Raw genomic sequence first — 12400 nt, forward strand, 5'->3', positions numbered from 1 at the left:
CATACTTTCTACCTGCACTTGAAAGAAACCGAATTTCGTTTTAATCATCGCCGTGATAATCTCTATCATGAAATTCTTAAATTGTTACGTTTAAACCCGCTTTAACTTCCTAAGACCCTTTATTATTATCAATAATTTACCTTGCATTTTTCTGGTGTAAAATTAACTGTTATCAGTTTCACCAGTTGCGATACTAATACTTTCAGGTAATTAATTGAAGCAAAATTTACTGGTTTTCTGGACCTCATCGCACAAAATAACCGGAAAAAACAGCGCCAACACATTCTTCAGACGGCACATGCGAGCAAACCTGCTCGCATGAGTTTCTCACCAAATTACCGCTCGTACGCCAACACCGGTGCGAGCCATCGTTCCGCTTCCTCCAATGCCCAGCCTTTGCGTTTGGCGTAATCCTCCACTTGATCTTTGCCGATTTTTCCGACGGCAAAGAAAGTGGATTCCGGATGCGCAAAATAGAACCCGGATACCGCCGCGGTCGGTACCATCGCAAAAGATTCGGTGATGATGATGCCGGTGTTCTCGGTGGCATTCAACGTGGCGAACAACGGGCCTTTTTCGGTGTGATCCGGACAGGCGGGATAACCCGGCGCGGGACGGATACCACGGTATTCTTCGTTGATGAGTTGTTCGTTGGTCAGTGTTTCGTCCTTGGCATAACCCCAGAATTCGCGGCGCACACGTGCGTGCATGTGCTCGGCAAAAGCTTCCGCCAGCCGATCCGCCAGCGCTTTGAGCACAATCGCGCTGTAATCGTCATGCGCCGCTTCAAACGTTTTGATGCGCTCGTCAATGCCGAACCCAGCGCCGACGGCAAATAGACCGATGGTATCCTTGATGCCGGTTTCTTTCGGTGCGATAAAGTCAGACAGGCAGCGATTCGGTTTTCCGGACGGTTTTTGATCCTGCTGCCGCAGGCAGTGGTAAGTCATGGCGATTTTGCTGCGCGACTGATCGGTATAGACTTCGATATCGTCGCCAACGGAATTGGCCGGGAACAAACCAATCACCGCGTTGGCGCTGAGCCATTTTTGTTCGACGATTTTCTTCAGCATCGTTTGCGCGTCCCGGAACAACTGGCTGGCCGTTTCTCCGACCACTTCATCGGTCAGAATATCCGGATACCGCCCGGCCAATTCCCAAGCCTGAAAGAACGGTGTCCAGTCGATATACGGTACGATTTTATCCAGCGGATAATTGTTCAAGGTGCGCACACCAATCAGTTCGGGTTGGTACGGCTGGTAATTACTCCAGTCGGTTTTGTACGCATTGGCGCGCGCTTCGGCAAGCGCCAGCAGTTTCGCCGGGCCTTTTTTGTTCTTGTGCTGCGCGCGCACTTTCTCGTATTCGTCCTTGATTTCCTGGATATAACCTGCTTGCAAATCCTGCGATAGCAGATTGCTGCACACGCCCACCGCGCGGCTGGCGTCGGGCACCCATACGGTCGTACCGTTGTAGTGCGGGGCAATTTTGACTGCGGTGTGCACCCGCGAAGTGGTCGCGCCGCCGATCAGCAACGGAATAGTAAATCCTTCGCGTTGCATTTCCTTGGCCACATGCGCCATTTCCTCCAGCGAAGGCGTAATCAAACCGGACAGACCGATGATATCGGCTTTCTCGCGCTTGGCCATGTCGAGAATTTGCGCGCTCGGCACCATCACGCCCATGTTGATCACTTCGTAGTTATTACATTGCAGTACCACGGTGACGATGTTCTTGCCGATGTCGTGCACGTCGCCCTTGACAGTGGCGATGACGATCTTACCTTTCGGCTTGTTGTCGCCCGATAATTTCTTTTCGGCTTCGATAAACGGCAGCAAATGCGCCACCGCCTGCTTCATCACACGCGCCGACTTGACCACCTGCGGCAAAAACATTTTACCGGCACCGAACAAATCACCGACGACGCCCATGCCTTCCATCAACGGGCCTTCGATCACCTGAATCGGACGCCCACCCTGTTTTTCGATTTCCACCCGCGCCGCTTCGGTATCTTCGACAATATACGTGGAAATGCCTCTGACCAGCGCGTGCGTCAGCCGCTGTTGCAGCGGCTCATCGCGCCAAGCCAGATCTTCCACCTGTTCTTTTTTCTGTCCTTTGAAGTTTTCCGCGAATTCAACCAAGCGTTCGGTTGCATCCGGGCGCCGGTTCAGAATCACGTCTTCGACCTTTTCCAGAAGCTCTGCGGGAATATCCGAGTAAACGCCGAGCTGTCCGGCGTTGACGATCCCCATCGTCATCCCGGCCTTGATCGCGTGATACAGAAAGGCGGTATGAATCGCTTCGCGGATCGGTTCGTTGCCGCGGAACGAGAATGAAACATTCGATACCCCGCCGCTGATCTTGGCGTACGGCAGTGTTTGCTTGATGGCGCGGGTTGCATTAATAAAATCGAGGCCGTAGTTGTTATGCTCTTCGATACCGGTCGCTATCGCGAAGATATTCGGATCAAAGATAATGTCTTCCGGCGGGAAACCGACTTGATCCACCAACAGACGATAACTGCGCGTGCAGATATCCACCTTGCGTTGCAACGTATCGGCCTGCCCCTGTTCGTCAAAGGCCATGACAATCACCGCCGCGCCATAACGGCGCGCCAGTTTGGCGTGTTTAATGAATTCTTCCTCACCTTCCTTCATGCTAATCGAGTTGATGACCGATTTGCCCTGCACACATTTCAGACCGGCTTCGATCACCGTCCATTTGCTGGAGTCGAGCATAATCGGCACCTTGCAGATATCCGGTTCGGCGGCGATCAGATTGAGGAAAGTCACCATGGCTTTTTGCGAATCCAACATCGCTTCATCCATGTTGATATCGATAATCTGCGCGCCGTTCTCCACCTGACTGCGCGCCACATTCAGCGCTTCTGCGTAGTTATCGCTGAGAATCAAGCGCGCAAACGCGCGCGAGCCGGTCACATTGGTACGTTCGCCGACGTTGACGAACAAGGAATCGTCGCCGATGTTCAAAGGCTCCAGGCCGGATAAACGCAGCTTTTTAGGAATATCGGGCACTTTGCGTGGCGCGATAGCGCTAACCGCTTGCGCAATTGCCTTGATATGCGCCGGTGTGGTGCCGCAGCAGCCGCCGACGACATTGACGAATCCCGCTTCGGCAAAACCTTTGATCTGGTTTGCGGTGTACTCCGGTGATTCGTCGTAACCGGTTTCGGAAAGCGGATTCGGCAGCCCAGCGTTAGGATGCACGCTGGTGTACACATTCGCCACCCCGGATAATTCTTCGATATACGGGCGCATCAATTCTGCGCCCAGTGCGCAATTGATCCCGACCGACAACGGCCGGGTGTGGCTGATTGAGTTCCAAAACGCTTCCGGTGTTTGTCCCGACAGTGTACGTCCGGATGCATCGGTAATCGTCACCGAAATCATGATGGGCAGCCGGATACCATGATCTTCAAAGAATTGATCGATGGCAAACAATGCCGCCTTGGCATTGAGCGAATCGAAAATGGTCTCGACCAGGAGAATATCCACGCCGCCATCGACCAGACCGCGAATCGATTCGGTGTAATCCGCGACCAATTGATCATAGGTAATGCCGCGAAAACCCGGATCGTTGACATCGGGAGAAATCGACGCGGTTTTGGTGGTCGGACCGATGACACCGGCGACAAAACGCGGCTTATCCGGTGTTTTTGCTTCAAAGCTTTGCGCGGCCTCACGCGCCAACTTAGCCGCAGCGCAATTCAATTCATACACCAAATCCTGTAAATGATAGTCCGCCATCGAAGCCGCATTGGAATTAAACGTATTGGTTTCAATGATATCCGCGCCTGCTTCCAGGTAACCCGAATGGATCGAGTGAATGATATCGGGCCGTGTCAGCGTCAACAAATCGTTATTGCCCCTCAGATCATGCGGAAAATCAGCAAAACGCTGTCCGCGAAAATCCGCTTCGGTTAGTTTGAACGTCTGAATCATCGTACCCATCGCGCCATCCAAAATCAGGATGCGTTGCGCAAACAGGCTTTCCAATAAGGCAGTGCGGGATTCTCTAGTCATGGATTGTTTATGTTGTGAAAAGATGAAAAGTCATTATACCTGAGCTGTTCCGCTCTATCGCGCAGGCTATCGGTTTTGAAAGCGGCTAAACACGCAGAACACGCCTACAGTAGCTTTATAATACACAATGAACTGTTATCTGGTTAACAGAGAATGAGCGATATTTTCATTGGTTATTCGAGCAATGACGATGCTGTTGCAGCGCAATAGGGGCAGACTTCGGCGGCTAATCCTGTTTTGACTATCCGCTGCCGCCGCGTTTTATTCCCTTACAAATCTTCCGCTTCAATCCCGGTCAAATCTTCCACATCGGCCAGTTTAGCCAGCAACCGGGTGTAATTTCTTAATTGTACTTGCAAAGCTTGCAATTCCCGGCGGAATTGCTGGCATTCCTCAGGCGAAGCGAAAGCGCTTTGCTGGCTTTTGCGGTGCCATTTGGCGGTAAAAGGGCGCACGATCTGGTTCAGGACGACAACCGTGATTCTGGCGAATTGAATGCAATCCCGGCCATGATCCTTGAGTGTTTTGCGCGTGATGCCGAACAGGGCATGTATGCTATCCAGTGCGGTTTGTTCCACACCGTCTTCGTCCGGCAGCGGTTGTGTCGTGATACGGGTAAGCAGTTCCACATAGAGATCCCAAGCTGCGGCTTTGTCGGGATCGGATGGTCTCCAATCCATATCCAGAATTGGCGTTTTGATTTTTAGGCCGACAAGACCCCATTTTTCAAACAGGTCTTTGACTTTCATGATTTTATCTACTGAATTAAACGACTATTGATATTTCAAGGATACAACAGCAATAGGCGATAACCCAAGGCATTCAGCTGGCTGCTGTCGAAATCCAGGCGGATATCCATTTCATGCCGAGGTGCGATGAATGGCATGGTTTTATCGTCTTCCAGCAAGTAATCCTGCGCGCTAAAAATGCGGCTGGCAATGACTTGTTCCTGCGCGTCCAGCAACAACAATTGCAATGCCGGGAAAGCTTGCGGGAAAGGTGCGTGATTACTGATGATCGCGCGCATGGTGGTCACTTCCGGTTGGCGCGCGGGATTTTTCTGCAAATCGGACGATTCGATACCGAACTGCTGGATATCTTGCGCATAAGGCACCTGACAGCCAACAAACGCGCAATAGCGCTCCCAGTACGGTCTGGTTTCCGGTGCGATAATGGTCAATTCAGTGCGATAGGTATACGCGATCTGTCCGAGCAGCAGCAATAACAACAATACATTCGCCGCCCCCCACCAACCGGATGTTTTTTTGACCGGCTCTTCATCAAAGAGATCCACCGGGGATTCCGCCGTTTCTTGATCCCAATCCGAGAGAATCGGTTGATCCGTGACATTATTCACATGCGGCGTCAGCGCGCTGCTTTCCACCGGCGATCCTGCTTGTCCATCTTGTAGATCGTTCTGCGATTGCGGCGGCGGAGATTCAATCGCCGATTCGTGTACGGTGATCAAGGTGGCAAATCCATTGAATACTCGCTGACACTGGCCGCAGCGCACATCGCCGCCGTGTGCCTGCAGTTGCGCGGCATTCACGCGGAACGTCGTGCCACAACCAGGACAGAGTGTCACCAACGCCATGGGCTACTTGCTGTATTTATTCGCATTGATATCACCGGTTAATAGGTAACTGGATCAGGTATCGGCAGGGTTATGACTGACTTACCTGCTTTCAACCGGTGGCAAATTACTTCACCTTTTGGTTCCGGTCAACAACACCCAGCCTTCCTGCTCGCGGGCAATGCGCATATCGAACCACTGCTGATAGACCGCTTTGACTTCTTCGGCTTGCTCCTTGAGGATCCCGGATAGCACGATATGGCCATGTTTCCGGGCAATTTGCATTAGCAGCGACGCTAATATGATCAACGGATTGGCCAGAATGTTAGCGACGACCACATCCGTTTGCTCTTCCGGTTGCGCGCTCCGTTCCGTGGCTTGATGTGCTGTTGCAAAATGAAATTTTGCCGGATCGCACTGATTGCGCAGCGCATTTTCCTGACTGGCTTTGATTGCTTGGGGATCGATATCAATACCGGTGACAAACCGCGCACCGAGTTTTAATGCGGCAATAGCGAGTATTCCGGAACCGCAGCCATAGTCCATAATTTTGTCGCCCGGCTGCAGATTCTGATCCAACCAGCCCAGACATAGTTGCGTGGTGGGATGGCTGCCGGTGCCAAATGCCAGTCCGGGATCGAGTATCAGATTAATGGCCGCCGGATCGGGTGATTGGTGCCAGGTTGGCACGATCCATAAGCGCGCTGAGATTTGAATCGGATCGAATTGCGACTGGGTCAAGCGCACCCAATCCTGTTCTTCGACGCGCTCGATACGGTAACCGAGCGGCTGATCCGGCTGTATTATCTGCGTAACATTGCGCAGGATTGCCACAATATCCGCATCCTGATCGAACAGCGCGGAAACTTCCGCGTTTTGCCAGATTTCCCCGCTGGGCTCTCCCGGCTCGCCGAACAGCATTTGCTCGTCTTGCGTATCGGCGGCGGCATCATGAATATCCACCGACAATGCGCCTTGTTCCAGCAGCGCATCGCTCAGCACCTCGGCATGCGCCGCATCCGTTTCGATAATCAGTGTCACCCAGGACATGACGCGTAATGAGGATTGTTAATGGATGGATCGGATTCGATACGCCGGCCTGTCAATTCGATTTGTTATGCAGTGCGAGCTTTTGCTCTAAATAGTGAATCGAAGCGCCGCCGCGCAAGAAGGAGGCGTCATTGAGCAAATCCCGGTGCAGCGGGATATTCGTTTTAATACCGGTAATCACCATTTCAGACAAGGCGATGCGCATGCGGGCAATGGCCTGTTCGCGCGTATCTCCATATGTGATGATCTTACCGATCATAGAATCGTAATACGGTGGCACCATGTAATTTTGATAAATATGCGAATCCACGCGCACACCCGGTCCGCCCGGCGCGTGATATTGCGTGATACGCCCGGCCGATGGCGTTAACTTATAGGCATCTTCAGCATTGATACGGCATTCGATCGCGTGCCCTTTCATGACGACATCTTTCTGCTTCACCGGTAGCACAATACCGGCTGCGACGTTGATTTGCGCTTGCACCAGATCGATGCCGGTCACCGCCTCGGTCACCGGGTGCTCCACTTGCAACCGCGTATTCATTTCAATGAAATAAAATTCATTGTTTTCATAGAGAAATTCAAATGTGCCAACACCGCGGTATTTGATCCGGCGACAGGCTTCCGCACAACGCTCGCCGATTTTGTCGCGTAATTTTTCCGGTATGCCTGGCGCCGGCGCTTCTTCGAGAATCTTTTGATGGCGGCGCTGCATGGAACAATCCCGTTCCCCCAAATGCACGGCATTACCATATTCGTCAACCAGCAATTGAAACTCGATATGCCGTGGATTCTCCAGAAATTTCTCCGCGTAAACCACCGGATTACCAAAGGCTGTCTGCGCCTCATTACGCGTCACGATAATCGCATTGGATAACGCAGCTTCGGTATGCACCACCCGCATACCGCGCCCGCCACCGCCACCGGCGGCTTTAATGATGACCGGGTAGCCGATTTCGCGCACGATCCTTTTGATCTCATCGATATCTTCCGGCAATGCGCCATCCGATCCAGGAACACAAGGCACGCCAGCTTTTTTCATGGCGTTCTTTGCACTGACTTTGTCACCCATCAGACGGATGGTTTCCGGGCGCGGACCGATAAACACAAACCCGCTTTTTTCCACACGCTCGGCAAAATCCGCATTTTCGGATAAAAATCCATAGCCGGGATGAATCGCTTCGGCGTCGGTTACTTCAGCCGCGCTGATAATCGCCGGCACGTTTAAATAACTGTGCGTTGCCGCAGCCGGACCGATACAAACCGATTCGTCGGCCAGCTTGACGTATTTCGCTTCGGCATCCGCTACGGAATGTACCGCCACCGTCTTGATACCCAACGCACGGCAGGCGCGCTGTATCCGCAAAGCGATTTCGCCGCGATTGGCAATAAGAATTTTCTCAAACATAGTGATCTGGCCTTTATTCAGACGATCATTGGATAACGAATAAAGGCTCGCCGTATTCGACTGGTTGACCATTTTCCAGCAGGATTGCTTTAACAACCCCGCCTTTATCGGCCTCAATTTCATTCAGCAGTTTCATGGCCTCAATGATGCACAAAGTATCACCTTCCTTGACTCTTTGCCCGACTTCCACAAATGCGTTCGCACCGGGCGATGGCGCACGGTAGAAGGTGCCGACCATCGGAGACTTAACGACATGGCCATCGGGTATCGCGCTTTTATCGGAACCATTGCTTTCACCGGCTTTCGCATCGCCGTTTTTATCTCCATCCGGCGCGGATGCGGACAGTTGCTGTTGAACCGGCGCCATCACCGGCTGCATGGCAGGCGGCATGAACGCATAATTTTGCACGCCGGAGCCAGACTTACTGATACGAACCTTTTCTTCGCCTTCGGTAATTTCCAGTTCCGCAATACTTGATTCTTCAACCAGTTCGATGAGCTTCTTAAGCTTTCTTAAATCCATTTTCAATCTCCCGAGACCACGCCTCGTTTAAAGGTAGTGTTATATCTAAAAAACAAAATACTGCGTGCAAAAATGTGCAAAACTGCGGCAAAAAAATTTCACCTGATTCATCAATGTGACCAGTTAATGAGATGTCATTGCGTATTCCAGCGCAAGTTCATAGCCCTTGGCACCCAAACCGCTGATGACACCAACCGCCAGATCTGAGAAATAGGATCGCTGCCGGAAAGATTCACGAGCATAAACATTCGATAAATGCACTTCGATAAAAGGCCGTTTCACAGCGGCCAGCGCATCGCGCAATGCCACACTGGTATGCGTATACGCAGCTGGATTGATGATTATAAAATCCGTCCCGTCATGCAGGGTTTGCTGAATCCGGTCAATCAACGCGAACTCAGCGTTACTTTGAAAAAAATCCAGATGAATGCCTTGATTTTCGGCTAATTGGCTTAAGTTTCTGTTAATATCTTGCAATGTAGTAGCGCCATAAATCTCCGGCTCGCGAAGCCCCAGCAAATTCAAATTCGGGCCATGCACGATCAAAATATTTTGCACTTTTACATTCTTAAGATCCATCTAATAATTATGGACTCTTATCGCAGAAATGTACAGATTTTTGGCGAAATTCGCCGAACTTAGACGAAAGTCAGTCAAAAAATATGGAACAGGATTGTGCGACAAACAATATTCAGCGAAGAAAAAACACAAACAATTGAATTCAACTCTTTATCATTTGCCCGTAATTCCCCAACCATCTATAATACGCCGCTTGATTTAAGCAGCGCTGTTGTAGCTCAGTTGGTAGAGCAACTGATTCGTAATCAGTAGGTCGGAGGTTCGACTCCTCTCAACAGCACCATAAAACAAAGACTTAGAAACATAACCGAACCGCTTTTACTTCGATTGTGTCAAATTTGTGCCATTAAGTACGTTATCCACGATTCTGGCATGTTGAGCAAATTGCTCTGGAGCTAGATGCGCATAACGTCTTACCATCTCAGCAGATTCCCATGCGCCCATCTCCTGAATGACATTTAATGGCACACCATTCTGAGTTAACCAACTTGCCCAAGTATGGCGCAAATCATGCCAGCGAAAATCTTCAATACCGGCACGTTTTAACGCTTTATACCAAGCTTTTGTATTAACTTGGATGATTGGTCTGCCCTTGTAACTAAATACTGACTTGGGATTCTTGCCGATCTGTTTGGTTAATACTGCTATAGCCGTCGCATTGAGCGTTACATGAATCGGCTTTCCAGCTTTAGCCTGATCACCGTGAATCCATGCAACATTTCGTTGCATATCCACTTGCGACCATTCCAGTTTCGTGACATTCGACCGTCTCAACCCTGTAGCTAATGAAAACCTTACAATATCCGCCAAATGTTCCGGCAATTCCTGGATAAGCAAATTTGCTTGCTCTGCACTTAAATAACGTACTCGGCGCTTTGCTTCACGATACAGCTTGATAACAGGGGGCTTATCAATCCATTCCCAATCTAAAGCAGATCGCCGCAAGATCGCACGAATTAGCGCCAATAAGCGATTAGCTGTTGCTGGACTTGATTGCTGAAGCTTTAGCTCACCAATGTTTGCGATTACATCACGAGTCAACTCATCCAGATACTTGCCTCTGAAGAACTGTTGGATCCAGTTTATTTTAGCCACATCTTCATGATGTGACTTTTTATGTTGCGTCTCCATCAGCCATTTATAAGCCGCCTCATCCCAAGTTCGCCTTGGCTTATCCCCCAGTCTTGCAACGCGCCAGGACTCCGCTTTCAACTTGTCGTGGAATTCTTGCGCCTGGGTTTTATCTTCAGTTGCAGCAGAGCATCTAACTCGCTCGCCGCTTGGTGTGGTGAAACTAATCCACCACGTCTTACCACGTTTACAGAGTGACATAATTGTTTCTCCTCATGTCCCACTTGCAACGCTTGCCGAGTGCAAGCATATAACGAGCGAATGTGGTCAGCAAGATCATCTTCAATAAATGCCCACCGTTTACCTAATTTTGCCCCCGGAATAATTCCCGCTTTAGCGCGACGGCGCACTTCTTCAGGGTGCAACTTCAAGAATTGGGCAGCTTCACTTAAATTTAATGTCCTCATGCGCCATCCCACTTTATTGATAAAAAAGATTTGCTATAACAACTGAAGAAAGGCAATTACAACTGAAACCAGGATCATGAAAGAAGCTAGTAAATTGAAGATGGCAGCTTGCCTGGATACTTTGACCAGCTCATAAATCTCCTGATCCACCTCGCTTTTAATCCTCTCATCAATCATCTGAATACAACTTTCAAGGAATTGATCTCTAGTTATATGCGCGTTATTCAAGGATGAATTCAGAAGAGAATTGGATTTCTTGGTCGAATATTCACACCACCGATTAAAGTTCTCTTCCAATATCGCCTGGTAATTGCTTAGCAGCTCAGCATGGGCTTTTTCATTTTGTTCCAGCAATACTTCGTTGAGCGTATGCATCATCAACACCGGATCATCCTGTGACAGTACAATGCCGTGCTCTGATGCTATTCTTTCAATGAGCGCATCTAATTTGTCGGCACTCATGTTAGAACTGCCGCCACATTCTCAATATTGGTGAAGAGCTGTCTGCGGATAATTGTTAACCGTTGACGCACCATCACCGGTAATGTGCTATTTTTAAGCGCTTCATCAAAGGTAAATTTCGATTGCAGAATTTCGCTCAAATCTTTACCAAAAGTCTCGGGCTTATAGTGTGGAATTCTAATAATCGCCGATACTCGAGCTTTGTTATCCACATAAGCTTTCATTTCTTCAAACTGTTTGCCATTCATGCTGATTTCTCCCCAATAGGGATTTAACCAGACGACAAATAATGCTTCTTTCGGAAACTGTTTAATCAGGTGTACAAAACCATTGAGTGTGTCCAGCAAAGCCTGACTTCCCGTAATCACGGTATGCACAACCAACTCATGCCCCATATCCAGGAGCAAGGCTGGTATCTGATTGCTGATGAGGTAATGCGACATCGGTACAAAGGTGCTGGCACCATTGTCAATAATGACGTCATTTTCAGCTTTGGCGATGAGTTCAATTAAATCATCAAACTTTCTCGGATCAATCTCATCATTGTTCATCACATTAATCTGCTTAACATTGAGTTTTTTAAATCCATAAAAAGTGGCATTCACCGGATCTGTATCAATGCATAATGGATTTCCGCCTTTGGCAAACTTATGTTGTGCTAGCGTGGATGATATGAACGATTTGCCTACTCCGCCCTTCCCTTGCAGAATCATATGTATTTTAGCCATCAGACCAACTCCTCTTTTTCAGTTGCAGAATTAAAACGAAATCCTTCATGACCATTCCCAGCTGACTTTCCTTGATCAATGCGCGGATGCTGCTTTTTGTTTTCGCCAATATGTCGATTGACCAAAGTCCTGAACCATTGATAAGAACATTTGATTTTTTCTTCCTGATGCAAAATGTTCCAGATCTGGCGAATCGTCCAGCCATCCTTTAATGCCTGCTCGATATCGGGTTTCAACGCGATGAACGCCGGTAAAAATTGCTTACCGGTACTTTTATTTTTATCCGCATAAAGTGCGATTCGATCTGATAAGGATTTAGTCATCACACAATTTCCACAAAAATATTTATCTTGGCGTACAAACAGTTCTTGAATTACTTTTGCTTTCCTTTCTGTTTCTTTTTGCTGCTTTCAATTTCCTTTAATTGCTTATCCTTTCTTTCTGTTTCCAAGTGACTGTTATTTAGTTGATTAAAGCTTCTTTCAAGTGTTTT

12 protein-coding genes, 1 tRNA gene and 1 pseudogene are annotated in these 12400 nt (G+C 49.1%); 2 read left to right on the top strand and 12 right to left on the bottom strand.

Annotated elements, in window-relative coordinates; all coding sequences use genetic code 11:
* A pseudogene (locus DU481_RS11740) lies at positions 1 to 105 on the top strand (IS1595 family transposase); the annotation flags it as partial.
* 230 nt (positions 106 to 335) lie between these two features.
* Here the strand turns inward: DU481_RS11740 and metH are convergent.
* The 7 genes from metH to aroQ all read right to left on the bottom strand — a co-directional run bounded on the left by metH (position 336) and on the right by aroQ (position 9179).
* Positions 336 to 4046, bottom strand: a complete 3711-nt coding sequence (gene metH, locus DU481_RS11745; protein WP_350134704.1) for a methionine synthase — start codon at positions 4044 to 4046, stop codon at positions 336 to 338.
* Between the two features lie 269 nt (positions 4047 to 4315).
* Positions 4316 to 4795: a hypothetical protein gene (locus DU481_RS11750; RefSeq protein WP_350134707.1), complete on the bottom strand. Its 480-nt coding sequence runs from the start codon at positions 4793 to 4795 to the stop codon at positions 4316 to 4318.
* A 35-nt stretch (positions 4796 to 4830) separates the two neighbouring features.
* Positions 4831 to 5640 (bottom strand): zinc-ribbon and DUF3426 domain-containing protein, encoded by an 810-nt coding sequence (locus tag DU481_RS11755; RefSeq protein ID WP_350134710.1) that lies wholly within the window; start codon positions 5638 to 5640, stop codon positions 4831 to 4833.
* A gap of 111 nt (positions 5641 to 5751) precedes the next feature.
* On the bottom strand, positions 5752 to 6669 hold the full coding sequence (gene prmA / locus DU481_RS11760; RefSeq protein ID WP_350134713.1) for a 50S ribosomal protein L11 methyltransferase: 918 nt from the start codon (positions 6667 to 6669) through the stop codon (positions 5752 to 5754).
* 52 nt (positions 6670 to 6721) lie between these two features.
* Positions 6722 to 8077, bottom strand: coding sequence for an acetyl-CoA carboxylase biotin carboxylase subunit (gene accC, locus DU481_RS11765; RefSeq protein WP_350116978.1), 1356 nt, complete (start codon positions 8075 to 8077; stop codon positions 6722 to 6724).
* Between the two features lie 25 nt (positions 8078 to 8102).
* Positions 8103 to 8600, bottom strand: coding sequence for an acetyl-CoA carboxylase biotin carboxyl carrier protein (accB, locus tag DU481_RS11770; RefSeq protein WP_350134716.1), 498 nt, complete (start codon positions 8598 to 8600; stop codon positions 8103 to 8105).
* A gap of 123 nt (positions 8601 to 8723) precedes the next feature.
* Entirely contained in the window at positions 8724 to 9179 is a 456-nt protein-coding gene (gene aroQ / locus DU481_RS11775; RefSeq protein WP_350134719.1) for a type II 3-dehydroquinate dehydratase, read from the bottom strand.
* A gap of 207 nt (positions 9180 to 9386) precedes the next feature.
* Here aroQ and DU481_RS11780 point away from each other — a divergent pair.
* Positions 9387 to 9462, top strand: a tRNA-Thr gene (locus tag DU481_RS11780).
* A gap of 35 nt (positions 9463 to 9497) precedes the next feature.
* Here the strand turns inward: DU481_RS11780 and DU481_RS11785 are convergent.
* Genes DU481_RS11785 through DU481_RS11805 form a run of 5 tightly spaced genes read right to left on the bottom strand, consistent with a single transcriptional unit; the run spans position 9498 to position 12230 of the window.
* A complete protein-coding gene (locus tag DU481_RS11785; protein ID WP_146059759.1) occupies positions 9498 to 10478 on the bottom strand; it encodes a tyrosine-type recombinase/integrase in 981 nt (326 codons plus the stop codon).
* The gene (locus DU481_RS11790) at positions 10388 to 10717 is read right to left on the bottom strand and encodes a helix-turn-helix domain-containing protein (RefSeq protein WP_108697964.1); all 330 of its coding nucleotides are present in this window, start codon (positions 10715 to 10717) and stop codon (positions 10388 to 10390) included. The genes DU481_RS11785 and DU481_RS11790 overlap by 91 nt, the downstream gene beginning before the upstream one ends.
* Before the next feature lie 33 nt (positions 10718 to 10750).
* On the bottom strand, positions 10751 to 11179 hold the full coding sequence (gene traM / locus DU481_RS11795) for a conjugal transfer transcriptional regulator TraM (RefSeq protein ID WP_108697963.1): 429 nt from the start codon (positions 11177 to 11179) through the stop codon (positions 10751 to 10753).
* Complete coding sequence (locus DU481_RS11800; RefSeq protein ID WP_108697962.1) at positions 11176 to 11907, bottom strand: nucleotide-binding protein; 732 nt, start codon at positions 11905 to 11907, stop codon at positions 11176 to 11178. Before DU481_RS11800 ends, traM begins: the two co-directional genes overlap by 4 nt.
* Entirely contained in the window at positions 11907 to 12230 is a 324-nt protein-coding gene (locus tag DU481_RS11805) for a TraK family protein (RefSeq protein ID WP_350134723.1), read from the bottom strand. Before DU481_RS11805 ends, DU481_RS11800 begins: the two co-directional genes overlap by 1 nt.
* Positions 12231 to 12400 lie beyond the last annotated feature (170 nt).

The sequence above is a fragment of the Nitrosomonas sp. genome, from assembly GCF_040240425.1.
In the GTDB taxonomy this organism is placed as follows: Bacteria; Pseudomonadota; Gammaproteobacteria; order Burkholderiales; family Nitrosomonadaceae; genus Nitrosomonas.